At 73.0% G+C, this 25,244-nt stretch carries 22 protein-coding genes; 15 read left to right on the forward strand and 7 right to left on the reverse strand.

The genetic code is table 11. The annotated features are described in order from the left end of the window. Window position 1: 1 nt before the first annotated feature. Window positions 2–1,030, reverse strand: coding sequence for a patatin-like phospholipase family protein (locus tag GWK25_RS00345; RefSeq protein ID WP_215447775.1), 1,029 nt, complete (start codon window positions 1,028–1,030; stop codon window positions 2–4). Window positions 1,031–1,221: 191 nt separating this feature from the next. Between GWK25_RS00345 and GWK25_RS00350 the strand changes: the two genes are divergently transcribed. Then, window positions 1,222–1,827, forward strand: a complete 606-nt coding sequence (locus tag GWK25_RS00350) for a TetR/AcrR family transcriptional regulator (RefSeq protein WP_215447777.1) — start codon at window positions 1,222–1,224, stop codon at window positions 1,825–1,827. Between the two features lie 67 nt (window positions 1,828–1,894). Here GWK25_RS00350 and GWK25_RS00355 read toward each other — a convergent pair whose 3' ends face one another. From GWK25_RS00355 to GWK25_RS00365, 3 genes are read right to left on the reverse strand one after another with little or no spacing between them, the layout of a single operon-like run. Continuing rightward, window positions 1,895–3,154, reverse strand: a complete 1,260-nt coding sequence (locus GWK25_RS00355; RefSeq protein ID WP_215447779.1) for a sugar ABC transporter permease — start codon at window positions 3,152–3,154, stop codon at window positions 1,895–1,897. Next, complete coding sequence (locus GWK25_RS00360) at window positions 3,145–3,921, reverse strand: ATP-binding cassette domain-containing protein (RefSeq protein WP_308010867.1); 777 nt, start codon at window positions 3,919–3,921, stop codon at window positions 3,145–3,147. The genes GWK25_RS00355 and GWK25_RS00360 overlap by 10 nt, the downstream gene beginning before the upstream one ends. A 43-nt stretch (window positions 3,922–3,964) precedes the next feature. Continuing rightward, window positions 3,965–5,080, reverse strand: a complete 1,116-nt coding sequence (locus tag GWK25_RS00365; protein WP_215447781.1) for a sugar ABC transporter substrate-binding protein — start codon at window positions 5,078–5,080, stop codon at window positions 3,965–3,967. A gap of 252 nt (window positions 5,081–5,332) precedes the next feature. Between GWK25_RS00365 and GWK25_RS00370 the strand changes: the two genes are divergently transcribed. The 5 genes from GWK25_RS00370 to GWK25_RS00390 all read left to right on the forward strand — a co-directional run bounded on the left by GWK25_RS00370 (window position 5,333) and on the right by GWK25_RS00390 (window position 11,560). After that, window positions 5,333–6,943: an SDR family oxidoreductase gene (locus GWK25_RS00370; RefSeq protein WP_215447783.1), complete on the forward strand. Its 1,611-nt coding sequence runs from the start codon at window positions 5,333–5,335 to the stop codon at window positions 6,941–6,943. Window positions 6,944–7,365: 422 nt separating this feature from the next. After that, window positions 7,366–7,989 carry a hypothetical protein gene (locus GWK25_RS00375; protein WP_215447785.1) on the forward strand — a complete coding sequence of 208 codons (624 nt, stop codon included), beginning with the start codon at window positions 7,366–7,368 and terminating at the stop codon, window positions 7,987–7,989. A gap of 965 nt (window positions 7,990–8,954) precedes the next feature. Then, the gene (locus GWK25_RS00380) at window positions 8,955–9,671 is read left to right on the forward strand and encodes a polysaccharide deacetylase family protein (RefSeq protein WP_215447787.1); all 717 of its coding nucleotides are present in this window, start codon (window positions 8,955–8,957) and stop codon (window positions 9,669–9,671) included. Between the two features lie 471 nt (window positions 9,672–10,142). Beyond that, the gene (gene chvE / locus GWK25_RS00385; protein WP_215447789.1) at window positions 10,143–11,231 is read left to right on the forward strand and encodes a multiple monosaccharide ABC transporter substrate-binding protein; all 1,089 of its coding nucleotides are present in this window, start codon (window positions 10,143–10,145) and stop codon (window positions 11,229–11,231) included. A gap of 116 nt (window positions 11,232–11,347) precedes the next feature. Continuing rightward, window positions 11,348–11,560 (forward strand): DUF4287 domain-containing protein, encoded by a 213-nt coding sequence (locus tag GWK25_RS00390; protein WP_215447791.1) that lies wholly within the window; start codon window positions 11,348–11,350, stop codon window positions 11,558–11,560. A gap of 28 nt (window positions 11,561–11,588) precedes the next feature. Here the strand turns inward: GWK25_RS00390 and GWK25_RS00395 are convergent, their stop codons facing one another. Next, window positions 11,589–13,688, reverse strand: a complete 2,100-nt coding sequence (locus tag GWK25_RS00395) for a sensor histidine kinase (RefSeq protein WP_215447793.1) — start codon at window positions 13,686–13,688, stop codon at window positions 11,589–11,591. A 116-nt stretch (window positions 13,689–13,804) separates the two neighbouring features. Between GWK25_RS00395 and GWK25_RS00400 the strand changes: the two genes are divergently transcribed. From GWK25_RS00400 to GWK25_RS00410, 3 genes are all read left to right on the forward strand, one after another. Next, window positions 13,805–15,175, forward strand: a complete 1,371-nt coding sequence (locus GWK25_RS00400) for a CPBP family intramembrane glutamic endopeptidase (protein WP_215447795.1) — start codon at window positions 13,805–13,807, stop codon at window positions 15,173–15,175. A 38-nt stretch (window positions 15,176–15,213) separates the two neighbouring features. Continuing rightward, complete coding sequence (locus GWK25_RS00405) at window positions 15,214–15,717, forward strand: MSMEG_6728 family protein (RefSeq protein WP_215447797.1); 504 nt, start codon at window positions 15,214–15,216, stop codon at window positions 15,715–15,717. 75 nt (window positions 15,718–15,792) lie between these two features. Continuing rightward, the gene (locus GWK25_RS00410; protein WP_215447799.1) at window positions 15,793–16,329 is read left to right on the forward strand and encodes an NADAR family protein; all 537 of its coding nucleotides are present in this window, start codon (window positions 15,793–15,795) and stop codon (window positions 16,327–16,329) included. A 59-nt stretch (window positions 16,330–16,388) separates the two neighbouring features. On the opposite strand, the gene GWK25_RS00415 is transcribed toward GWK25_RS00410, so the two are convergent. Together GWK25_RS00415 and GWK25_RS00420 are read right to left on the reverse strand one after the other, a co-directional pair. Further along, on the reverse strand, window positions 16,389–17,120 hold the full coding sequence (locus tag GWK25_RS00415) for a hypothetical protein (RefSeq protein WP_215447801.1): 732 nt from the start codon (window positions 17,118–17,120) through the stop codon (window positions 16,389–16,391). A 103-nt stretch (window positions 17,121–17,223) separates the two neighbouring features. Next, window positions 17,224–18,243, reverse strand: coding sequence for a helix-turn-helix domain-containing protein (locus GWK25_RS00420; protein ID WP_308404131.1), 1,020 nt, complete (start codon window positions 18,241–18,243; stop codon window positions 17,224–17,226). A 116-nt stretch (window positions 18,244–18,359) separates the two neighbouring features. On the opposite strand from GWK25_RS00420, the gene GWK25_RS00425 reads away from it, so the two are divergent. The 6 genes from GWK25_RS00425 to GWK25_RS00450 all read left to right on the forward strand — a co-directional run bounded on the left by GWK25_RS00425 (window position 18,360) and on the right by GWK25_RS00450 (window position 25,152). Continuing rightward, on the forward strand, window positions 18,360–19,307 hold the full coding sequence (locus tag GWK25_RS00425; protein ID WP_215447803.1) for a LysR family transcriptional regulator: 948 nt from the start codon (window positions 18,360–18,362) through the stop codon (window positions 19,305–19,307). Window positions 19,308–19,555: 248 nt separating this feature from the next. Then, window positions 19,556–19,861 carry a hypothetical protein gene (locus GWK25_RS00430; RefSeq protein ID WP_251828629.1) on the forward strand — a complete coding sequence of 102 codons (306 nt, stop codon included), beginning with the start codon at window positions 19,556–19,558 and terminating at the stop codon, window positions 19,859–19,861. Between the two features lie 91 nt (window positions 19,862–19,952). Further along, a complete protein-coding gene (locus GWK25_RS00435) occupies window positions 19,953–20,108 on the forward strand; it encodes a hypothetical protein (protein ID WP_215447805.1) in 156 nt (51 codons plus the stop codon). Window positions 20,109–20,201: 93 nt separating this feature from the next. Then, on the forward strand, window positions 20,202–22,628 hold the full coding sequence (locus GWK25_RS00440) for a DUF6624 domain-containing protein (protein WP_308404132.1): 2,427 nt from the start codon (window positions 20,202–20,204) through the stop codon (window positions 22,626–22,628). Beyond that, window positions 22,625–23,854: a hypothetical protein gene (locus tag GWK25_RS00445; RefSeq protein WP_308404133.1), complete on the forward strand. Its 1,230-nt coding sequence runs from the start codon at window positions 22,625–22,627 to the stop codon at window positions 23,852–23,854. Before GWK25_RS00440 ends, GWK25_RS00445 begins: the two co-directional genes overlap by 4 nt. Further along, complete coding sequence (locus GWK25_RS00450) at window positions 23,851–25,152, forward strand: JmjC domain-containing protein (protein ID WP_215447807.1); 1,302 nt, start codon at window positions 23,851–23,853, stop codon at window positions 25,150–25,152. The genes GWK25_RS00445 and GWK25_RS00450 overlap by 4 nt, the downstream gene beginning before the upstream one ends. Window positions 25,153–25,244: the final 92 nt, after the last annotated feature.

The raw sequence follows: 25,244 nt of genomic DNA on the forward strand, positions 1-25,244 counted from the left end.
CTCAGGCTCCTGTCCGGGTGGCGGCGGTGGGTGCGGCGGTACCGGCGGCCTGGCGGTCGGCTTCGCGGAGCGCCTCGCGGACGACGGCGCGGGTCGTGCGCAGGGCGGTCTCCAGGACCGTCGGGCGGCGCCGGGGGTCCATGAAGTTGCCGCCCATGACTTCCAGGTCGGCGGCGGTGGGCTCGATCCGTACGACCCGGGTGCCGGCGGCTCGCAGCGCGGCGCACTCCGCGTCGAGCGTGCGGGTCATCACCCGGCGCAGCAGCGCCTCCGCCCGGCCGAGCCCCCGGCGAGGTCCGGGGACGCGGGAGCTCATCGGCGCGACGACGTACACCTCGTCGAGTCCGTTCGGGACGAGCAGGTCGGCGGAGGCGGTGGAGAGGATGCCGCCGTCGGCGTAGCGCCGGCCCCCGATGCGTACGGGCGGGAACCAGCCCGGCACCGCCCAGGACGCCCTGAGCGCGTCCCGCAGGGCGGCCGGGCGGGTGTCGGGGTGTCCGAAGACCGTACGGCGGCCCGTGTCGAAGTCGGTCGCGACCAGCCAGGTCGCCGGGTGCGGGACCCACCGTCCGGCGGGGGTGAGGGAGTCCGCGAGGGCCGCGAGCCATCGGGCGTCACCGCGCCCCTGGGGCAGCAGACCGGACAGCCCGGCCACGGCGGGGACCGTGCCGCGCAGGGCGCGGCGGGCCAGCCCCGGTGATCCGAGGAAGGCCGCGGGTCGGGGCGGGAGCGCCCGGGGTGGGCCGGCGAAGTGCCGGAGGAGCTCGGGGCGGGCGTCCCGGCGGCCCAGCTGCGCGGCCAGCAGGTCGTCGACGCCCACGCCGGAGCCGAGCATCGCCGCCACCTCGGCCCCGGCGGAGGTGCCCACCAGGACCTCGGCCTCGCGCGGGTCCCAGTCGGTGGCCCGCCGCAGCGCGTGCAGGGCGGCGACGGTCCAGGCCGCGCCGAGGGTGCCGCCGCAGCCCAGGACGAGACCTCGGGAGGGACGGGAGGGGCTGAAAGGGGTCGTGCGTGTACTCGTGGCGTTCACCGCGTCCACATCCACCTACTCGGGTGCTCGGAAGTCGAATACGTGCGATTCAGATACCGATGAGATCGGGATACTAGTGGTATCCGAAATCCTTGGACAGACTTCGGCAGGGATAAGATCCGGGGACTTCGAGGTGGTCGGCGCCCGTAGCGGGAAGCCACCCGGAGAAGGAGAAGGAGAGGGAGCGAGACATGGCCCGCCTCAGCCGCGTCGAGAGTCAGGAACGGACGCGTGAGCGGCTGGTCGCCACCGCGCGGCGGCTGTTCCTCTCCCACGGCTACGCCGCCACCTCGCTCAGCGACGTCGCCGAGACGGCCGGCTACTCCAAGGGCGCCGTCTACTCCAACTTCCGCAGCAAGGACCATCTGTGCCTCGCCGCCCTCGACGACATCCGGGCCGAACAGCTGGCGTTGCTCACGGATGCCGTGATGGGCGAGGCCGGGATCGAGGAGCGGCTGGCGGCCTTCGCCGCGTGGGCCGAGGCGCACATCGGCGACGAGGCCTGGACCACGCTGGAGGTCGAGTTCCTGACCAGCGCGCGGCACGACGACGAACTGCGGCGGGAGATCACGACGCGCGTGGCGGCGGTCCGTGAGGCGCTCGCCCACCTGCTCGACGCGCTGGCGCTGGAACTGGGTGTCTCCCCGGCGATGCCCGCCGACCGGGCCGCGATGACCCTCCTCAGCCTGGGCATAGGCCTCGGCGTCCAACGCGTGGCCGACCCGACCGTCCCGACGGCCGTGCTGACGGAGACGCTGCGGCTGGTGCTGCGGATGGGGGACCGGGGGACGGAGTGAGCCGGGCCGGTAGGTCGAGTCCGGCCGGTGGAGTCAGGCGAGTCGGCGGGCCGGCGCGTCGGGCGAGTCAGACCCGTCCCCGGGACTCCGCCGCCCGGCGGGCCAGGGAGTCGAAGACCACGGCGACCAGCAGGACGCCGCCGGTGATCATGAACTGGACGGCCGGCTGGACGCCCAGCAGGGCCATGCCCGAGGCGATCGACTGGATGATGAGGACGCCGAGCAGCGCGGACCACGTCGAGCCCCGGCCGCCGAAGAGACTGGTGCCGCCGATGACCGCGGCGGCGATCGCGTTGATCAGCAGCATCCCGGAGCCCGGCACCTGGGTCGCCGAGGTGAGCCGGGACGCGACGAACAGACCACCCACCGCGGCCAGGGTCCCCGACACCACGAACACCGCGATCCGTACGCGGGACACGTCGACGCCGGACCGCCGCGCCGCCTCCACGCCGCTGCCCAGTGCCATGACCTGGCGGCCGTGGACCGTGCGGCGCAGGAAGAGGTCCGCGGCGATGACGACACCGAGGAAGATCAGCAGCGCCAGCGGCAGGCCCTCGAAGCGGTCCAGGACGTAGACGGTGGCGAAGCAGACCAGCGCGAGCAGCGCCGTCCGCGTCCAGATGCCGCCCCTCGCCCGGTACGGCATCCCGGCCGCGCCCCGGCGTGCGCGGTCGCGGAGGCAGACGAGGAGGTACATGAGCGGACCGAGCGCCGCGAGGCCGTAGGTGACGGCGGCGGAGCCGAAGGAGCGGCTGGTCAGTTCGGCGACCAGGCCGTCGTCGCTGAAGCTGATGGAGCTCTCCGGGCCCAGGAGGTAGAGCATCAGGCCGTTCCAGGCCAGCAGGCCCGCGAGGGTGACCACGAACGCGGGCACGCCGATCTTGGTGAACACGAACCCGTGGACCGCCCCGGCCGCCGCGCCGCAGGCCAGCGCGACGAGCACGGCGAGGCCCTCCGGCATGCCGTGGTTCACGTTCAGCGCGGCGAACAGGGCGCCGGAGAGCCCGGCCAGCGATCCCACCGAGAGATCGATCTCGCCGATCAGCAGGACGAAGACGACGCCGACGGCGACCATGCCGGTGCCCACGATCTCGACGCTCAGGACGGAGAGGTTGCGCGGGGAGAGGAAGTTCTCGTTGAGGCTCTGGAAGACGATCCAGGTCACGGCGAGAGCGAGGAGCGCCGGCGCGGGGCCCAGCTCGCCCTCGTGCATCCGGCGGCGCACGGCGTGCGCGTACGCGCGGGGGCGCTCGCCGTACCACCGCGGCCGGGCGTCCTGCGAGCCCCCCTCCCGGGAGCTCCCCTCTCCGTTCCCTCTCACGGCCATGTCTCCTCCGGGTCGGCCGGGTGGTGGCCCGCCGTGTTGTCCACCGCGCCGGTGATGGAGGAGATGATCTGCTCCTGGGAGGTCGTGCTGACGTCGAACAGGCCGTTGTTGCGGCCGAGGCGCAGGACGGCGATGCGGTCGGCGACGGCCTTGATGTCGCCCATGTTGTGGCTGATGAGAAGCACTCCGGTGCCCCGGTCGCGCAGTTCCTCGATGAGGTCGAGGAGCTGGTTGGTCTGTTCGAGGCCGAGGGAGGCGGTGGGCTCGTCGAGCAGCAGCAGCCGGGGCGCGCTGACGAACGAGCGGGTGATCGCGACGACCTGGCGCTGCCCGCCGGACAGCGTGGCCAGCGGGACGCGTACGTCGGGGATGCGGATGGAGAGGGTGCGCAGCAGCTCGTGGGTGCGGCGCTCCATCTCCACCTCGTCGAGTACGCCGAAGCGGTGGATCTCCCGGCCGAGGAAGAGGTTGCCGACGACGTCGAGGTGGCCGCACATCGCGAGGTCCTGGTAGACGGCCGCGATCCCGAGGAGCTGGGCGTCCTGGGGGCGTCTGATCTGGACGGGCTCGCCCTCCCACTCGATGACGCCCTTGTCGGGGGGACCGACGCCCGAGATCACCTTGACCAGTGTGGACTTCCCGGCGGCGTTGTCGCCGACCAGGGCGACCACCTCGCCGGCCCTGATCTCCAGTTCGACGTCCACGAGCGCGTGGACGGCGGCGAAACGCTTGGAGACGCCGCGCAACGCCAGCAAGGGCTGAACCACCGGGTCACCTCCTGGACGGTGCGGACAGGGCACACGGGACTGATCACGGGGTGAGTCCCGCCTTGTCGCACGCGGGCCGGAGCTTCGGGGTGCAGATCTGGTCGATGGTGTACATACCGTCCTTGACCACGGTCTCCTCGATGTTGTCGACCGTCACCGCGACCGAGGGGAGGAGGACCGCCGGGATGTTCTCGTCGGTGGGACTGTCGACGGTGCCGGTGGCGATGTCGTCGACCGCCTCGTCGCGCCCCAGGGCGACGGCCATCTCGGCGGCGGCGTCGGCGGCCGGCTCGAACGGCTTGTAGACGGTCATGTGCTGGCTGCCCTGCACGATGCGCTGGATGGCCACCAGGTCGGCGTCCTGGCCGGTGACCGGGGGCAGCGGCCGTACCGCACTGGCGTTGAGGGCGGAGACCACGGCGCCGGCGAGGCTGTCGTTGGCGGCCAGGACGCCGTCGATGTTCTCGCCGCCGAGGGCGGAGATGGCGCCGCTCATGTTGACGTAGCCGTTCTCCGGCCGCCAGCCGACGGTGTCGTAGGACTTTCCGATCTTCACCTCGCCCTCCAGGACGGAGAGCGCGCCGCGCTTGTACCAGCCGGCGTTGGGGTCGGTGGTGGCGCCGTTCATCATGACGATCTGCCCGCCGTCCGCCTTGTCGCCCATGGCCTTCAGCAGTTCCTGGGCCTGGAGTTCGCCGACGGTGTCGCCGTCGAAGGTGACGTAGCCGGAGATGGGGCCCTGGGCGAGCCGGTCGTAGGCGACGACCGGGATGTCGGCCCGCTCGGCGGCCTCGACCGACGAGCGCAGTGCCTTGGGGTCGACGGCGGCGACGATCAGGACGTCGACGCCTCTGGTGATCATGGCGTCGAGCTGCTGCCGCTGGACGGCCGGCTCGGCCGTGGCGGCGACGGTCGCCGCCGGGCAGCCGGGGCACAGTTCCTTGAGCCGCTTCTCGATCAGGGGTCTGTCGAACTGCCCGAAGCGGGACGCTCCGCCGCCCGGCAGCAGCACGCCGACGGTGAGGTCGTCGCCTGCGCTCCCGCCGTCCCCGCCACCACATGCCCCGGTCAGCACCAGACCGGCACCGACCACGAGGGCCGCGCCCGCCCGGCTGAGGGACCTACGCTTCACGGCCGCACGGCCGACGCCGAGACCCATGTCGGTTCCTTAGGGAGAATTGCCTAATCTTGCCCATTCTTGTCCTGGTATGCACGCCTCTCGTCCAGCCTAATCAAGAGTGCGACATTGGTGGCATGAGTGAACGACTGGCCGCGTCGATGCTGCGCCCGGATCAGGGCTGACCCCGTGAGAGGCGTCGCCCGGTGCGGCAAGCTCCGTGCCGAGGTTGCGAGGGCTGTGCGGGGCGCTGAGCATGAGCCGGGGGAAGACGCGACAGAGGCCGGTACCGGTATGAACACGTCCCGTACGACCCACACCACCCGTACGACCCACACCACCCGTACGACTCCTGCGACCGATCGTGGCGCCGATGACGACCGCCCGCTGAGCTGCCTGGTCACCGGCGCCTCCGGGTACATCGGCGGTCGGCTGGTGCCCGAGTTGCTGGAGGCCGGGTACTCCGTGCGATGTCTGGCGCGGTCGCCCGGGAAGTTGCGGGACCATCCGTGGGCCGGGCGGGTGGAGGTGGTGGGTGGGGATGTGACGGACGCGGAGTCCGTCGGGGCGGCCATGGAGGGCGTGGACGTCGCGTACTACCTCGTGCACGCGCTCGGCACCGGGCGGGGGTTCGAGGAGACCGACCGGCGCGCGGCGGAGATCTTCGGGGAGCGGGCGCGGGCGGCGGGCGTACGGCGGATCGTCTATCTCGGCGGGCTGACCCCCGCCGGAGTCCCCGAGCACGAGCTCTCGCCCCATCTGCGGTCCCGCGCCGAGGTGGGCCGGGTGCTGCTGGCCTCGGGTGTCCCCACCGCCGTACTCCGGGCCGCTGTGATCATCGGGTCCGGGTCGGCCTCGTTCGAGATGCTCCGCCATCTCACCGAACGGCTGCCCGTGATGGTGACCCCCAGCTGGGTGCGCACCCGTATCCAGCCGATCGCCGTCCGGGACGTGCTCCGCCTTCTCGTCGGCTGCGCGGGACTGCCGGAGGACGTGAACCGGACCTTCGACATCGGCGGGCCGGACGTCGTCACGTACGAGCAGATGATGCGCCGGTACGCGGCCGTCGCGGAGCTGCCGAAACGGGTCATCGTGCCCGTGCCGCCGCTCACCCCACGGCTGTCCAGCCTGTGGGTCGGGCTGGTCACCCCGGTGCCCGGCGGTCTCGCGCGCCCGCTCGTCGAGTCGCTGCGGCACGAGGTGGTGTGCGGCGAGCGGGACATCGTCCGGTACGTGCCCGACCCGCCGGAGGGGCCGGTCGGCCTGGACCGGGCGATCGCGCTGGCCCTGCGGCGCGTACAGGACGCCGACGTGGCGACCCGGTGGTCCTCCGCTGCCACGCCCCGCGCCCCCAGCGATCCACTGCCCACCGACCCCGACTGGGCGGGCGGCAGCCTCTACTGCGACCACCGCGAGCGCACCGTCTCGGCCCCGCCGCGGGCGCTGTGGCGGGTGGTGGAGGCGATCGGCGGCGAGAACGGCTGGTACTCCTCGCCCCTGGCCTGGTCCCTGCGCGGCTGGGCGGACCGGCTGGTCGGCGGGGTCGGACTGCGCCGGGGCCGCCGCGACGCCGTCCGGCTGCGGATCGGCGACAGCCTCGACTTCTGGCGGGTGGAGGAGATCGAGCCGGGCCGACTGCTCCGGCTGCGCGCGGAGATGCGGCTGCCGGGGCTGGCGTGGCTGGAGATGACCGTCGACCGGGACGGGGAGGGGCGGACGGTCTATCGGCAGCGTGCCCTGTTCCATCCGCACGGGCTGGCGGGGCATGTGTACTGGTGGAGTGTGGCGCCCTTCCACGCGGCGGTGTTCGGGGGCATGGCGCGCAACATCGCGGACGCGGCGGAGGCCGAGGCCGAGGCCGACGAGGCCACCGGCTCCGAACCGGCTCGCACCGTGCGCCGCTGACGCGCCGCGGGCGGGTCCACCTCCGGCTCGGGCAACCGCGTGCCGCGTGACTCGGCCACGCGCGGGGCGTCGGCCAGGCCACCTTGCGGGTGCCGAGGACGGGGGCCGGTACCGCCGGCAGTGCCGAGGAGGACTGGCGCACCGGTTGACGGGGTGGAGCACGGGTGGAGCCCCTCGCCGACCGTTCGGCCGCCGTCCCGATACGGCCCCGACCGCCCGCGAAGCTATCCCAGGCAAGCACGTATCCGCAGGTCAAATGGGGTGGGATGGTTCCAGGGGGTCCGAGGGGGCGATGGCTGTTGCGTTCGGTTGCCGGGGGCGCTGATGCTCGTGGTGTCGCACCGAGCAGGGCCGGGCCGACCAGCCGGTCCCTTCGGGGCGTTCCGTTCACGCATCACTCACTCATCCACGGGGGAACACCCATGTCCATGCGCATCCGTACCAGCGCTCTCACCGCCCTCGCCGTCGTCGCCCTCGCGGCGGGATCGGTGCTGACGGCGCCGGCCGCCGGGGCCGCCACGAAGCCCGCCGCGCCCAAGTTCCTGTCGGCGTCCCAGCTGCCGCCGCACCCGTCGTCGTCCTGGACCGCCGGGCCGATCGCCGAGGGGGTCCCGGCGTCGCTCGACCTCTGCTTCCACACGGAGAACGTGCCCGCCTACAGCTACCGGCACCGGGAGTTCCGGACCGACGTGGACACCGGCGCCGTGCAGCTGACCGTCGTGGCGAGCACACCCGCTCTGGCCAAGGGCCTGGCGAAGCACTACGACGACCTGTTCCGCACCTGCGCCGACCGCCTGGAGGCCGGCTCGCCCGACATCGACGCCGAGGGCCGGGACTTCGGCACGCTGCCGGTCGAGGAGGGCGCGCGCGTCCGCGGCGTGAACACCGAGACGTCCTCGGGCGCCACCGACGTCGCCCTGATGTCGGTCGGGCGGGACGGCAACACCGTCACCGTCGTCCAGTGGGGGCAGATGGGCGACTTCACCGGCGCGCCCGTGACCGCCTTCAAGAAGACCACGACCACGGCCGTCAACAAGCTGTACTGACCGGGCGGGCACAGGCAAGCGCCGGGGCCGTCCTCCCGCCGGAGGGGGGCGGGAGGACGGCCCGTACCACAGGGTCAGCCGGGCTCCGCTCGTCGTCGAGTTCGAGGGCCGATGGTGGGGGCTGTCGGTGGCTTCGGCGCCGAGGCCCAGATACGTCATGACCGCCTCGTCCGACTCGACGAGGGCGGACGCCCCGTGCCCCAGCACGCTGAGCACGTGCGCCTTGCGCGCGTGGACGTCGGCGAGGAGCGGCACCATGTCGTACGCGGCATTCCCGCCGGACGCGGTGTCCCCGCCGGACGGCGCGCTCCCGCCGTCTCCGGCAGGCTGCTGGGCGAGTTCCTCCCAGAGGGCCGCACACTCCGTGAGGGCGTCGAGGGCCTGCCCCGGTTCGTTCGCGCTGGTCAGCGTGGAGCCCAGGCCGTACAGCACACTGCCGAGCATCGCCTTGGCCGCGCGGTCGGCCTGGTGCCGCTCGATCAGGTCGTACATCAGCCGTCGGGCCTCCTGCTGCAACGGCACGCCCTCGGCGGGCCGCCCGGTGAGCATCAGCAGCTGGGCCTCGGTGAACAGCTCGCCCACGCGCCGTCTGAGTCCCGCGTCGGCGTCCTCGTCGGCCTCGCCCGCCTCGTCGGCGTCCCGCGTGGGGGCGGGCCCAGGCTGCGCACCGCCCGCGGAGGCACCGGACTTCGGCCGACGACGCCATCTCATACGCCCTTCCCAGCCCGGCCCCGAACGGGTCATCCCATGCCAAAGTCCTTGTAAGCAAGGGGAGTTGCCGCGAGCTCAGAGGAGTGTGCCGAGGAAATTCGACGGCGCGTCCCGAACCGGTGCGAACCCCTCCGAATCGTGTCGCCCTTCGCATACATCCAAGGCCGCGCCGTGTGCGTCTTATTAGGAAGTCCGTTGCCCACAAGGGAAGTTCAGGGACGTTCCAGGAAAGTCACCAGTGACCGGAGGACCCGATGCACCGTCGCCTCGTCATCTCGGCCGTCACCACGGCCCTGTCCGCCACCATGCTCGTCGGCACCGCCACGTCCGCCTCGGCCGCGCCCCGGGCCGTCGACTGCCGCAAGGTGAAGTGCGTCGCCCTGACCTTCGACGACGGCCCGGTCAAGGACACCCAGCGGCTGCTGGGCATCCTCAACGACCGTGACGTCAGAGCGACGTTCTACGCCGTCGGCGCCAACGTCCAGAAGTACCCGGCGACGGTGCGCGCCGCGGCGCAGGCCGGTCACCAGATAGGCAACCACAGCTGGGACCACGCGAACCTGACCAAGCTCAGCGCCGCGAAGGTCAAGTCGCAGCTCTCCCGCACGGACACGGCGATCAAGCAGGCGACCGGCATGAAGCCCACGACCTTCCGTGCCCCCTACGGCGCCCACAACGCGACCGTGCGCTCGGCCGCCGGGCGCCCGCTGGTGCACTGGAGCGTCGACACCCTCGACTGGAAGTACAAGGACACGGCCCGGCTCGTGAAGTACGTCAACGCCGAGACCAGGCCCGGCGACATCGTCCTCATGCACGACATCCACAGGACGACGGTCGACGCGGTGCCCGGCATCATCAAGGCCCTCAAGGCCCGCGGCTTCCACTTCGTCACGGTCGACCAGCTCTTCGCCCCCGCCAAGCTCCCCGTCGGCAAGGTCACTTACCACAACCGCGCGGCCTACCGCCCCTGACCGGCGCCTCCACGGGCACGGCCGCAGAACGCAGTTCGGGTGGGTGCGCCCCAACCGCCCCCACCCACCCCACCCCACCCGCCCCGCAGGTCCCGCACACCTCTGCAACCATTCGCGTTCGTTCCGTTGACACTCCGCTCGTCCCCTCCTAAGGTCACGCCAGCATTCCGACCATGTGACGAGATTTCGAACGGTTGAAAGGCACGTGCCCGCGTATCACCCGGAAGAAGCAGCACCCACGTGGTCGGAGTGGCGAGACGCGGCCCGACTCGTGCGGCGGCGCGCTCCGGCAGCGGGGCCGGAACAGCCGCTGTGGGGCGAACCCCCGACGGCCCGGCCGGCCTCCCCTGGTCCGCCCGGCCGTGGAGCGGATGTTCTCCGGGACCACCCGATCCGCTCCGCCGCCCTCCCGCGGTCGTCCGGCACGCCCTCACCCTGCCCCCACGACGACCAGAACGGGAAATGACCACCATGCGCAACCGAAGAGCCGTCCTCGCAGCCCTCGTCGGAGCGACCTCCCTCGCTCTCACCGTCTCCGCCTGCGGCGGAGAGGTCGGCGAGGCCGCTTCCGGGGGCGGCACGATCGGTATCGCCATGCCGACCCGGGCCTCCGAGCGCTGGCTCACCGACGGCAAGAGCGTCGTGGAGGACCTGGAGGGCAAGGGGTACAAGACCAAGCTGGTCTACGGCGACGACGACCCGAAGGCCCAGGTCGCGCAGATCGAGAAACTGGTCGAGCAGCGTGTCGACGCCCTCATCATCGCGGCCATCGACAACAAGTCCCTGGGCGGCGTGCTCAAGAAGGCCGCCGCCGCGGAGATCCCGGTGATCTCCTACGACCGGCTCATCCTCGGCACCAAGGACGTCGACTACTACGTCTCCTTCGACAACGAGCAGGTCGGCCGGCTCCAGGCCCGGCACATCATCGACAAGCTCGGGCTCGACGAGGGCAAGGGCCCTTTCAACATCGAGCTGTTCGCCGGTTCCCCCGACGACAACAACACCAAGTACTTCTACGACGGCGCGATGCACCTCCTCCAGCCGTACCTGGACAACAAGCAGTTGGTGGTCCGGTCCGGCCAGACCGAGCTGGAGCGGATCACCACGCTGCGCTGGGACGGGCCGACCGCGCAGAAGCGCATGACCAAGCTGCTCGCCGAGTCGTACGGGACCGAGAAGGTCGACGCGGTGCTCTCGCCGTACGACGGCATCTCCATCGGCGTCCTGAACGCCCTGAAGGCGGACGGCTACGGCACCGCCGGCAACCCCGTCCCCGTCATCACCGGTCAGGACGCCGAACTGGCCTCGGTGAAGTCGATCATCGCGGGCGAGCAGTCGCAGACCATCTACAAGGACCTCCGCCAACTCGCCGAGGTCGCCGCGACCATGGCCGACGACATCCTCAACGGCGCGACGCCGGAGCTCAACAACAGACGCAGCTACAAGAACGGCGTCAAGGCCGTGCCCGCGTACCTGCTGCAGCCGATCAGCGTCGACAAGTCCAACTACGAGTACATCCTGCTCGGCAGCGACTACTACACGGCCGAAGACCTGGAGTGATCCGAACCGGGAGGGATCCGGTGTGGCCCGGGTCACACCCGGGCGTCGATGGCTTCTCCTGTCCCAGCCGGTCATGACCTATGACGACCCGCAGGACAGGAGAGGACACGACCACCATGACCGCACCCGTGAAGGGCCCCGCGAGCTACTTCCCGTCGATCGAGAAGAAGTACGGCCGTCCGATCGCTGAGTGGAAGGACCTGATCCGCTCCTCGCCGCTGACCGGACACATGGAACTCGTCGCCTGGCTGAAGAGCGAGCACGGTCTCGGGCACGGCCACGCCAACGCGCTCGTGGCCCACACGCTCGCCGAACGGGCCGAGGGCTGAACCGGGCGCCCCTCGCGCCACGTTGCCGTCAGGGGCCGGTCGTCCCTCCGAGGGATGGGCCGGTCGTCCCCTTCAGGACGGCCAGGAGCTCACGCATCGCGGCGAGGCCGGCTCTGGCCTGCCGCGCGGCGCCGTCGAGGTCCTCGCGTTCGGCGTGTGCCACCACCTCGTGCGCGTGGTGGAGCACGGCCTGACGCAACTCGGCGGCGATCCGCTGCCGCTCCTCGTGCGCCTCGGCGACGGCGGACCACACCACCGCCGTCAACGCGCTGCCCTCGCGCCGCGTGACGCGCTCGCGCCGCCTGCGGACGAACACGCCCGCGCCCCAGACGCCGGCCGCCAGCAGGGCCAGGGGCAGCGTGAGGACGATGACGAGGAAGGCGTGGAACCAGGGCCCGAGGCCGTCCGCCCCGGCCGTGTCGAAGCCGTCCTGCGCGTCCAGCGCGACCGTCGTCGACGCGAGACCGACGGCCACCGGCCCGATCGCCGGCCAGGTGCGGCCGGGGGGTCCCGCGAAGGCCGCGACCGCGTACAGGGCGACACAGTCCGCGCAGACCCCGGCCACGGTCAGCGCCCAGGCCACCTCCGCCGGCAGCAGCCCGAGCGCGAGGCAGGCCGCCGGGATCCAGGCGGTGGCCAGCACGAGGAGAAGCACGGTCCACGGGGCCCGGCGCCGCCACAGCAGGGGCAGCGCGTGGAGGACGGCGGGCAGGACGGCGGTGACGGTGGCCGCGGGCCGCTCGATGAGGACGACGACGACGGGCAGCGCCGCGAGGGCCAGTACGGTCGTCGCCTCTGTCCAACTCCAGCGCGGCAGGACCGAGTTGATCCCCGCGCCGGTCGGGGGACGCGGCAGCCGGGCCCGCACCGACCACCCCGGAGCGTCCGCGCGGGGCCCCGCCACGAGGGTCCCCCCGAGCCCGGCCGCCCGATCCCGCATCCCGGCGGTACCGCGCCCGCCTCCCAGCCCGCGCGCCGCCACCGGGGCGGGAGCCGTCGCCGTGACGGGAGTCGGCGCCACGGTGAGGGGCGGTCGTGTCCCGCCGGGTGACGTGTCCGTCGATGACGTGTCGGTCGGTGAAGTGTCGGTCGGTGCTGTGTCGGTCGGTGCTGTGTCGGTCTGTGCTGTGTCGGTCGGTGGTGGGGGTGTGCCGTCGTCCTCCACCAGGACGTCCAGTGTTCCGGCGTCGTCGCGGATCACCAGGCGTACCGTCGCGCCGGGGGCGTAGCGCAGCGTGTTGGTGAGGGCCTCGCGGGCGATGCCGAAGGCGGCCTCGGCGGGCGGTCCCGTCAGGTCGGCAGCGCCGGGGGCGATGCTCACGTCGACGCGCTGGCCCAGACGCACGCATCCCGCCACGAGTGCGGCGACGCGCTCCGCGAGAGGGCTCTCCTCGTCGGCCGCCGAGGTCCGCATCACCGTGACGAGCCGGTTCAGCGCGGTCACGGTCTCGCGCCCGGCCTCCGCCGCCAACCGCAGTGCGTCGGCGGTCAGTTGCGGGTTGCGGTCGCCGACGTGACGGGCGGCGTTCGCGGTGACCACGACGGAGGTGAGGTGGTGCGCGCTGACGTCGTGCAGCTCACGGGCCAGCCGGTGGCGTTCCGTCGTGGCCGCGGTGACCCGTACGGCCTCGGCCCGCGCCAGTTCCCGTTCGGCGGCCCGCCGTCCGGCGAGCCAGCGGCGACGGCTGCGGCCGGCACCGACCGTTCCCGCGTAGACCACGACACTGGCCAGCGCCTCGCCGCCCACGTCCACCGGGGAGTCGTACAGCAGCAGGGCCCGGACCGTTCCCGAGGCGACCAGTACGGACGCGACGAGGACGGCCGTGCGGGCCGGGCGCCGTACCGCCACCGAGTACAGCGCGACCACGCCTGCCACGGCGGCGGCGATCAGCGCGCGGTCCGGTAGGACGAACCCGGCGGTCAGCAGGGCCTCGACGGTGAGCGCGGCGGCGACGGGGAAGCGCAGGCGTGCCCCCAGAACGGCGGCGGCCGCCACGGTCACGATCGGGCCGACGGCGAGCGGCACCGCCTCCACCGTCTCGCCGTGCGCGAGTGCGAGCCCCGGCCAGGCGACCAGCTGCGCGACCGCCAACACCGCGGGCAGCAGCCAGTTCCGTAGGTGCCCCATGATGCGGTCGATCATACTTTCGGCCCGCCGACGGGGCGGTCCCTATCCCAGGTTGGAGACGGGGGTCGTGCCCACGGCCGACGTGCAGCCGACCGCCGTCGGGAATGCTGCTGCGTATGGCGACGAGGCACACCTTCGACAACGACGATCCGCGACGACTGCCCACCGGGGACGGGACTCCGCCGATGCACGATGTCCCGTCCGCGCAGGCGGGCCCGGCCGCGGGTGGGAGTGCGCCGTCGTACGGGGGCGCCGTCGGCGAGGTGAGCCCGCCCGGGTACGGGGGCGCGTTCGCGCTCGGGCATCCTGCCGCGCCCGGGACCCCGTCGCCGCACGGCAATCCCCACCCGTACCCCTACCCCAACTCCCACCTCGCCGCCACGCACACCCTGCCGCAGTATCCGGCCCCGGTTCCCGTCGCCCCGGGGCCTCCCCTCCCGTACCACCGGATGGCCTTGGCGGCCGGTGCGAGTGGGTGGTGGCGTCCGTTGCTGGGGACCGTCGTCGTGCTCTGTGGCGCGGTCCTCGCCGCCATCGCCGTGTTCGCCGGCAGTGAGATCGTCGGCGCGGTCCTCGACCGCCCCCGCGACGCCGACGGCAACGTCCTCTGGGGCGGCATCGGCGACACCGCCCTGGCCCTGCTCTCCCTCGCCCTGTGCATCCCCGTGGTGCTGCTGGCCGCCCGGTGGACCCAGCGCCGCCCGATCGGCACGGTCTCGTCGGTGACCGGTGCCCTGCGGTGGCGCTGGCTGGGGCTGTGTCTCGCGGTCGCGCTCCCGGTGTCCGCCGCCATCCTGGGCATATCCCTGCTCCTGCCCGACCCCGAGGGCGGCGGTCAGGAGATGACCTGGGCCGGGCTGCCCCCGTTCCTGCTCGGCCTCGCGATCGTCTGCCTGCTCGTACCGTTCCAGGCGGCGGCCGAGGAGTACGTCTTCCGAGGCTGGCTCTCCCAGGCGGTCGGAACCTGGTTCCGCTCACCGTGGGTCGCGATCGCACCGCAGGCGGTGCTCTTCGCCGCCGCGCACGGCTGGGGGACACCCTGGGGCTTCGTCGACCTGGTGGTGTTCGGCCTGGTCGCGGGCCTGCTGACCGTCCGCACGGGCGGCCTCGAAGCGGCGATCGCCCTGCACGTCCTCAACAACGTTTTCGCCATGGGTTTCATGGCCGCGCTCGCCGGGGGCCTCGCGACGGACGAGACGGCCGCCGACATGGACGGGCTGATGCTGGCCGTCGACGTCCCGTTGGTCGTCGTCTACGCGGCCGTCGTCCTGTACCTGGCCCGCCGCCGAGGCATCACGACCCACGCGCCACACTCCGCCAACGGCCACGCCCCCCACCCGGCCCATGGTCTTCACCCCGTCCACGGTCCTCACTCGGCCCACGGTCTCCACCCCGCCCACCGTCCTCACCCGGCCCACGGTCTTCACCACGCCGAGGGCGGGTACCCGGTGCCGTGCGCGACGGCCGAGACCGAGAGGACCCCCTGAGCGTCAAGCGTCTCCGATCCGCAGTGAGGGGCGACGGCATGCAGACCTTCCTCCCCTATCCCGACTTCCGGGACTCGGCGCTGGTCCTGGACCGGCGCCGGCTCGGCAAACAGCGGGTCGAGGCGCTGCAGGTCCTGCGCGGCCTCATCGTGCCGGGGTACGGGTGGCGCCGGCATCCGGCCGTCCGCATGTGGGCGGGGTACGAGGAGGCACTGGTCCGCTACGGCCTGGAGGTCTGCGAGGTGTGGAGCGAGCAGGGTCACCAGGACAGCTGCGCGGCCACCCTGGTCGCCGACTTCACCGCGTTCCGCCCCGGCGCACGGACCCGCGACCAGCGACGACTGGCCGCCGCCGGGGAACTCCCGCCCTGGCTCGGCGACGACGCCTTCCACCGCAGCCACCGCTCGGCGCTGCTCCGCAAGGACCCGGACCTCTACGCCCCGGCCTTCCCCGACGAGCCGGACGATCTGCCGTACGTCTGGCCGGCCTCGGACCGCGAGACCTCTCCGCCCTCCGACGGGAGCCCCGGCGCCGCCGCGTAGGAACAATTCGGTTGCCGGGCCGGGGCATGGCTGACACCCTGCGGGTTTCCGCGACATCGGGTGGGGCGAGGTTCCGTGACGATCTATTTCTACGGTGCCGGCGAGGTCCCTTACGGCTGCTTCTCGAACTTCTCCGATCACGGCTTCGACCTCGACGGAGTCTGGTGGCCGACCTCGGAGCACTACTTCCAGGCGCAGAAGTTCAAGGGCACCCGCCACGCGGATCTCGTCCGGCGCGCGCGTACGCCGTTGCGGGCGGCGGAGTTGGGCCGTGACGCGTCCAGGCCGCTGCGGCGGGACTGGGAGCGGGTCAAGGACGACGTGATGCGCCGCGCGGTGGCGGCCAAGTTCCGCGCGCACGCCGACATCCGCGCCATCTTGTTGTCCACCGGTGACGAGAAGATCGTCGAGGACACCGCCACCGACCACTACTGGGGCCGGGGCCGGACCGGGAACGGCAAGAACATGCTCGGCCGGATCCTGGTGCGCACCCGCGACCAGTTGCGCGCCGAACACGCCGACGCCGACGACAACGCAGACCCCGACGCCGAAACCCTCGCCCACGGCGAGGGCCGCCGCCCTCGCAAAGTCGCCGGGCGGCCGCGGCGTTAGGCCCTGTCGTCACATTCCCGCCTGCCCTCCGGGCGACGACGGGAATATGACGACAGGGCCTAGCCCTGCCGAGGAGCCACCCACAGGGCCGAGGACAAGCCGCAGAGGTCGCCCTCGGCCGTGGCCAGGGCGGCGCCCACCCGGTGCTTGCGTCCCTCCTCCGCGACGACCCACGCGTACGACACCAGCCGCGAGGCGATCGGCACCGGCCGCAGCAGCCGGGCGGCGAGCGAGGCGGTCACCGCACCCTCGCGCATGGTCCCGAGCAGCCGGCCCGCCGCGTTCCCCGGGCAGTCCAGCGCGCCCCACACCAACTCCGCCGGCAGCATCCCGTCGGCGTCCGCGAGCGCGGCCCCGGGTGTCCAGGCGGTGGCCACCACCTCCCGCCCGGGGACGCCTCCGCAGTGCAGTCGGAGCCCGGTGTCGGGCGTACGGTCGAGCCCGCATCCGAAGCAGTCCACGGACCCCGTCGGGGGTGCCGCGCGATAGGCCTCGGCCGCCGCGGTCGCCTCCGCCCAGGAAGGCGGTGCGGGTACGCCGAGCGCCGCGAGGTCCTCGTCGTCGGGCACGGCCACGGCGAGGTCCCCGTCCGCACCGGTCAGCACCGCCCCGCCGTCGGCGGTGCGCGCGAGCCCCACCGGCACCTCGACGGGCGTCGGCCGCCGGAAGTCCACCCGCACGGACCCGGCCTCCGCACGCCGGGCCAGCACCCCCGCCACGTACCCGCCGAACGCCACCCCGGGATAGCCCCGCAGCAGGTCGGGCACCGTGATCGTCTCGCTGTCGCTCATGCCGTCACTCCACCACACGCCCGCCCCCGACGACCGCCGGAGCGCGCCCCACCGCCATGGGCGACGGCCGGGCGAGGTCCGCACGGGCCGTCCGAACGGACGCCTACCCGGAGCGGAAGGTCGGTTCCCTCCGCAGGGGCGACCCGCTGCCGGACAGCAGTCCGTGGGCCAGCGGTGTCGCCGAGTGCTCGACCCGTTTGCCGGCCCGGCGGCTGACGATCAGTCCCGCCCCGCGCAGGACCCCGATCTGGTAGCTCGCACTGGCCGGTGCCAGGTGGAGGGTCCGGGCCACGTCGGCCGTCGTGCGCGTGCGGTGACCGGCCACCTCGGCGAGGACCGCGCTCCTCGTCCGGCCCAGCAGCCGTTCCAGCCCTTCCTCGCCGGTGAGCGCGTTGTCGAACGGCTGCTTCGCGACCGGGTAGACGAGGACCGGGTCGAGGTTGGGGTCGGCGAGCGCGGTGGGCCTGCGCCAGCAGAAGTACGACGGCACGAGCGTCAGTCCGCGTCCCTCCAGGCGCAGTTCCCGCTCGACGGGATAGTCGACGTCCAGATACGGAGGATTCCACCGGGCGAACGGGTGCAGCCCCGCGAGGAGAGCCCCGGTGCCTCCGCCGAGCGCGGCCCTGGCACGGACGGCGACGTCGTCGCCCACCGCCGTGCGCACCTGCCGCCAGTACGGTTCCAGCAGCACCCGGAAGGAGTCCCGCAGGGCGTCCGCGGTCAGCAGCAGGGTGGAGGTGTGCCGTTCGTGCGGGCCTCGCACCCATCCCGGCACCGGCCGCGACGAGGCGAGCCGGGTGAGTTCGGCCACCAGCCGTTCCCGGGGAGTGGCGCGGACCTTGTCGAGCGCCGCGTCCAGGTGCTCACCGCTGACCGGAGGCGTCAGGAAGTCGGGGATGTACCCGGTGGCCGGAATGAGGGTGCGCAGCGTGCGCAGGGCGGTGTCGGCGCGGGCGTCCCGCGACAGCAGGTGGGTGGACCGCTGACGCCAGTGCCCGAACTCCAACGGCCCCTCGTCCGTCTGTAGACGACAGACGGCACACATCAATTCCCAGAGGGGATCAGGCTGTTGAAGCAGACGTACGTTCTCCAGGTCGCGCCAGCCGAAGTGGATGCGAAGCACATGGCTCCTCGCCGCTCGTGTCCCGGGAACAACTCCTGTGATCGTGACGCAGATGATCGGTACGGAGAAGTCGAGAATGAGAAGAGGATCGGATTCGCGTCGATAACCTTTTCTCCATGAGCCCTGGTCACGGCACTGGTGGAGCACGAGAACCGAGCCTGCACCAGCTCCGGCTCCTCCTCGTTCTCGCCGAGGAACTCCACTTCGGACGGGCCGCGGCGCGCGTCTACGTCACCCAGCCCGCGTTCAGCCAGCAGATCAGGTCGCTGGAACAGCGGCTCGGTGTCACCCTCGTCGCGCGCGGCGGGCGGGGCACGCGGCTCACGCCGGCCGGCCAGGCCCTCGTCGAGGAGGCACGGGCGGTGGTCGACGCGATGGCCCGATTACGACGGACAGCGGACTGCCACGCGGGATCGGCGCGCGGGCGTCTGCTGATCGGCAGCCTCGGCGCGGAAGCGGCCATGCCCCACGCGCATGCCGTCCTCGCCCACCTCCGCGAGCTCCACCCCGACCTGGAGATCGAGGTCCGCAACCTGACCTTCGTCGACATGTTCGGGGCCCTGCTCGCCGGGGAGGTCGACGCCGCGTTCCTGCGCGGCCCCCTGCCCGGCGGGGTCCAGTCCCTGCGTCTGGCCACCGAGACCCGGGTGGTCTGTCTGCCCGCCGACGACCCCCTCGCGGGCCGGGAGACCGTCACCCTGGCCGACCTCGCCGACCGCACCGTGGTCGACATGCCCCCGGAAGTGCCCCGCGCCTGGTGGGACCACCTCACCGTCAACCCACGCCCCGACGGCACGCCCGTCCGCTACGGCCCCGTCATCAGGGACACCGAGGCCATGGTCTTCGCCGTCACCCAGAAACAGGCGATCGCCTTCCTGCCCTCCGCCGCCCGCCACCTCTATCCGCGCACCGGCGTCACCTACGTCCACTGCCCCGAGCTGGGCGTGTCGACGGCCGAACTCGCCTGGCTGCCCGACCACCGCGACGAACCGACCGTGACCGCCCTGCGCGAGGCGGCCCACCACGTCCTCCACCGGACGCACCCCCGCCGAGGGCCTTTCTGACCCGGGCCCCGTGCTGGCGGCTTCCCGGCCACTTGGCCGGAAGGGAACCCATGTTTTCGACGAGCATCGAAAACATGGCGGCGGGCATGGCTCGCCCCGCACGATGTGCTGAAGCAGCGGCTCGACCGACCGCTGCGGTGTTCGGAGGGGGAACCGGCTGTCATGGCCGTGCGACCGGACGAGACGGGGGTGATCATCACCGTCGAGACCGGGCTTCTCCCTCACTTTCAGTGAAGGGCAGCATCGGCATGAAGACTCGGGCACGTGTGGTGGCCGCCCTGTGCGCCGCCGCTTCGGCGGCCGCGATCGGCCTGGCGACTCCGGCGGTGGCCCAGCCGGACCGGGCCGACATCGTGTGCAGCACGTATCGCACCTCGGACGGCAAGAGCGTCGGGGTCAGCTGCGACAGCGGCCGCTACTACGTCGTCGGCACGGCATGCAGCGCGGGTGGCTGCACCACGATCGGCGGCAACATCGTCAGCGCTCCCAACATCTCGTGGGCCCGGGCCGGCAGCGGGTACTTCGGCGGTGACATCAAGGCCGTCTTCGTCTGAGTGCTGCCGCACCCGAACACGGTCGGGTACTAGCCCGGCCGTGGCGCTCCGCCCTCTTCCGATCACCACTCGTCGATCCAGGAGGATCACCATGACCTACACCGTGACCGCCGACGTCCGGACCACCATCGAGGCCGGTACGTCCGCCGAGGAGGAGCTCGACCTCGTCATCGGCGAACTGGAGCAGGACATCCCGCAGCGCACGAAGGCGGCGGCCAGCACGTGTGTCCGCTGGTACTGCCTCTGACGGAAGCCACGGCCGAACCACATCACCGGCCATCGCACAGGTGCCGCCCGAGCGACCGGCGGGCGGCACCGTTCAGGGGGAGGCACACCAACCGTGATCGACGTGCTGTGGGACGCGGCACCGGCCATGTCGGACGCGGCACCGGCCGCCGGTTCGCGGCTCGCTGGTCCGCTCGGCTCGGCCGCCGGTTCGCGGCTCACGAGCCCGCACGGCTCGGCCGCCGGTTCGCGGCCCACGGTTCCGCTCGGCTCGGCCGCCGCCCGGAAGGTCGTGGCGGCGGTGAGGGCGGGCACGGCGGGCCGGTTGTTCCCTCCGGTGCTGCGGCTCGCCGACGACGGTCTGCTCGTGCACGAGCGCTTCCTGGCCGGCGACGGCGACGCGGACGTCCTTGCGGCGGCCCTCGCCTCCCCTCGATTCGCCCCCGTCGTGCAGGTGTTGGACGCCCTCGACGCCTGGTGCGGGCACGCCACTTCCCAGTACGGCGCCCTGCTCGCCCCCGGTCTGCTCGACGTGACCGACGGGGCCCTCTTCGGACCGCTCGTGGCCGAGGCGTTCACCGCCTGTGCCGCCGGCGTCCCCTACGCGGCCGACGAACAGCACACCCACTGGACGACGTTCCTGGACCGGTTCCTGGAGCGGGTGAGCCGGGACGTCACCGGGCCCTGGTTCGACCGGCCCGCGCTGCGTCCGCCCCTGACGGGCATCGAGGCCCAGGGCGGAGAGACCCACAACGGTCGCGGCAGGATCCTGCGCGTGAGCCTGGGCGGCGGTGGCGTCGTCGCGTACAAGCCCCGCCCGGCGGACGGAGAACTGCTCTTCCTCGCCCCCGAGGACTCCGTGTTCGCCCTCCTCAACTCCCTGCCGCCCGTCACGGGACCGGTCGTCCTGCCCGTCCTGCGCTGCACGGCGGGCAGCGGCCCCGACCGCCGGGACTACACCTGGCAGGAGTGGATCGAGCCGCCCCCGCAGTGGGGCCCGATCCGCTCGGCGCCCGGAAGACGGCTCGACGGGACCCGGCTCGGCCGGCGCCGCGCCGAACTGCTCTGGCACCGGGCGGGCTCCCTCGCCGCCGCCGCGTTCCGCTTCGGCATCACCGACCTGGCCGAGGGCAACATCCTCGCCGGGACGCGCCCCGACCTGCCGGAACCCCTCCTCTACCCGGTCGACCTGGAGATCTTCCTCGCGCCGCTGCCACGCCTCCACGACACCGGACTCGTCGCCGACACCGAAGCCGGCGACCACCACCACCCGGGGCTGGAGGACCAGCCGCGCTGGTGCACCCTGGACGGACCGGTCGCCCACTTCACCGAACTCCCCGACGGCGGCCTGCGGTTGGTGCGCAGAAGCCGGCCCTGCGCGCGCGGCCGGACCCGCACGGTCGTCGCGGACACCCTGGGGCGTACCGGATACGGGCCCTACCTCCCGGAGTTCCTGCGCGGGATGTTCGACGCCTGGACCCTCATGTCCCGTCACCACGACGTCATCCGGTCCTTCCTGGTCCGCGCCGGACGTGAGCGGCACGTCCGTGTCCTGCTGAAGCCGACGGCCGCCTACACCGAGGTGCTCGCCGACCGCCTCACCACGACGACACCGGGTCCCTCCGACACCGTCTTCGGCCCGGAGGAGACGGCTCAGCTCGACGTGCTGGACGCCCCCTACTTCTTCCGTTCCGTGGAGGGCGGTCCGCTGCTGCGCACCGGGCCGGCCCCCACACCGGTACCGGGCGCCCCGCACCCGGACTGGCCGCCGTCGGCCACCGTCCGCGACGACCGCGGCCGCGACCTGGCCGGCCTCGGCGTGGCCCTGCGGGACGCCGTGGAGTACGTGTACGGCGCCGTCGGGCCCGGTGACCTCCACGGGGACGGCGTGCACGTCCGGCTCACCGACCGGCACACCGGCGAGGTCGCCTTCGACTGGCCGCAGGCGGGGCGCCGGATCGTCTACAGCTGGGACCGCGACACGACGAGGATCCGTTCGCAGCGGCGGGCGCGGCCCGCCCCCGCACTCGACGTGCGGCGGCGCCTGCTGGCGATCGACCGGGTGGACGCGGCACTGCGGGCCCGCTGGACCGACTCCCGCTTCGGCGACGAGGAGACCGGGGAGCGACTGCGGGCCCTGACCGCAGCGGCCGTCCGCTGGCTGGAGGACGTCGTGCGACGGCACGGCTGGCCGGGCAGGGCCCTCGTCGGCCCGGCGGCGGCTGCCGCGGCCTGCCGGCTCCTCCAGCACGCCGAGGGGCCGGCGGACTTCCAGTACGAGTGCCTCGGGCTCATCGAACAGGCCGCCCGCGACGGGGATCTGCCCTGGCGTCAGGTGGCGTACGTGACCGACGCGCTGCGGGTCCGGGAAGGCCGGCCGCAGCTGTACGGGACCAAGTTCCGCATGCGGGAAGGGAAGCTGGAGCCGTGCCCCATCGAACAGCCCGAGCGGGTGGACGAACGTCGTCGCCGTCTGAGGATGGAGCCGCTCGCCCGGTACGCCGGCCGGCTGCACCGCCGGTACCAGCCGCACACCGGGTGACCGGGACCGCGTGGGACCTCTTCGCCGCCCGCCACTGGGAGCGGACACCGGTGGTGGTGCCGGCTCCGGGCGGCCCGCTCACCGTCGACGCCGACCGCGCCTACACGACGATGGTCGAGGCCGCGCGACCCTTCCGCGCCGGGACCCGTTTCCAGGCCCTGCCCGATGTCCGCTTCCACGTCGAGGACGGCCGGATCCGGGCCCCCGGTGACCTGCTGCCCGGGCCGGGGGACACGACCGCCGAGCGGTACGCCGAGCGCCTCGACCAGCGGATGGCGGGAGGCGGCCGGCTGCTCGTGGTGGAGCAGGGACTCATGCTCGACCCGCCGTTGTGGGCGGGGGTGCGCTCCCTGGTCGCGCCCCTGTGGGAGCGGGTCGGCTTTCCCGTCCTGCCCGTCGTCGCCGAGCTCCTCCTCGGCGAGAACATCGTGGAGAGCCAGGGCTCCCCGCACTCCGCCCTGGTCTGGGTGCTGCGCGGCAGCGTGACGGCCACGCCCCGGGACTCGGGGTCCGCCCTCGACGCCGAAGCGGGCGACCTGCTCCACTGGCCGGCCGACCGGCCGCACACCCTGAGCTTCGGTCCGCGCACCATGGCCCTGCGGCTCCTGGTGCCCCGCGATCCCCGACTGGCGACGGCGGAGGTCACGGGCGTCGTGGCCGGCCTGGTGCAGGCGCGGCGCGGCCAGGAGCGCGTCCCCTATCTGCCGTACCCGCCCGACGGCCCGACCCCGCCCGACGTGCCCGAACTGGCGGGTACGGCGGAGCTGGTGCGCGAGGTGACGGCGACGCCACGGCTCGGCCGGCTGCTGAGCGCCGTGTGGGCGCGCAGGGTCAGCGCCGCCGGTCTGGAACCCGCCCCGGACGCGCGGCCACCCCTACGCCTCTCCCCGGACGACCGCCTGCGGCCGGCGTCCGCCGTCGTCCGGATGCCCCTCGACGACGGGCAGGCATGGCTCTGGGCGGTCGACGGCCACGCCTTCTCGCTGCGCGGCACCCTCGGCGAACGCGTCCTGGACCGCCTGCGGCAGGGCGACACCCCCACGGTCCGCGACCTGTGCGCCGTGGCGGGCCCCGGCCACGACGAGGCCGTCGTGGCCCTGCTGGAGAAGCTGTACACGCTGCGCGGCGTGGACGTCGACGTGCACAAGGACGTGGACACGGACGTGCACAAGGACGTGGACACGGACGTGCACACGGACGTGGACGGACGGGAGAGCGGCGCATGAGCACCTCGGAGGCGGTGGCGGTGGCGGTGACCGTGGAGACGGAGTTCGACTGGACCACCTTCGTCGAGCGGTACTGGGACCGGTCGCCCGTGCTGTTCCGTGGTCTGTCGCCCGCCCCCTTCGAGGTGTCGGAGGTGTTCCGGGCGGCTGTGCACGCCGGCTCGTGCCCGGGACCGGAGGAACGGGTGCCGCCCCACGCGCAGTTGACGGTCGAGCGGGTCCAGCGCGACCTGGCCGACGGCCTGCTGCCGACCGCCGACGACGGGGGCTTCGACGGATACGACACCCGCCTGGCCGCCCGTCTCGACGGCTCCCGGTACGCCCTCGTCGTCAACGACTTCCACGCGTTCGACGCCGCCCTGTGGTCGCGTGAACGCGCCTTCTACGCCGGCCTGTGGGAAGCGGTCGGCCTGCCGGTGACCGGCGCCATCACGACCCTGTTCCACGGCACCTACGAGCACAGCCCCGTCGGCGTCCACAAGGACCGCTTCGCCACCTTCATGTTCGGGCTCCGCGGCCGCAAGCGCATGCGGTTCTGGCCCCGCAGGCCGTGGGACGAGGCCGTCTCCACCAAGGTCGACTACACCGGTTACCTGCCCGGGTCCTTCTCCGCCGACGTGGGACCCGGCGACCTGCTGTACTGGCCCGCCGACTACTACCACGTCGGCGAGAGCGCCACGTCGTCCCCCGCGACCAGCGTCAACGTCGGTGTGCCCCGCGACGAGCACCACGCCGGTTACGAGGTGGAGGCCCTGATCGCCGACCTCGACCCGGCCCGGCTCACCGGCCGCGGCAGCCTGGACACCCTGCTCCACGTCCCCGAGGCCGAGGTCGGCGCACCGGGCCCCGGCCCGGACGGCCTGCTGTCCCCCGTGCTCCCCGAGGCGCTCGGCGGTGCGGTGCGGGCGCTCGCCGCCTTCGCCCGGCCCGAGCGGACGGGCCCCCGCGTCACCACCGTCTCCCAGCGCCACTGGACCTGCGGGGGCTTCGCGCCCGCACCGGCCGCCGCCGCGCCGCGTCCCCTCGCCGACGCCGACCGCCTGCGGACCGTGCCCGGCGCGCGCGTCCTGTGGGCCCCGGACGGGGACGACGGGACGCTGTGCACGGCGAACGGCCTCCAGACCCACACCTCCCTCGGGCCCGACGCCCTGACGGCGGTGACCGGGGCGCTGGCCGGACCGGACCCGGTGCGGGTGGCCGACGTCCTGTCCCACGTCCAGCCCGGCACACCACGCGACGACGTCCGCGCCCTGTTGGAGGCCCTGGAGAGCTTCCGAGCACTCCGCCGGGAGCCCTGAGCCGCACCGGACGGCCGACCGGCCGCACTGCGGAGGCTCAGGTTCGGCAGGCGCACCCCGCCGCCGACTTCGCCTCCGCCACCGTCGTCGTG

Source organism: Streptomyces sp. ATCC 21386 (assembly GCF_018728545.1).
In the GTDB taxonomy this organism is placed as follows: Bacteria; Actinomycetota; Actinomycetes; order Streptomycetales; family Streptomycetaceae; genus Streptomyces.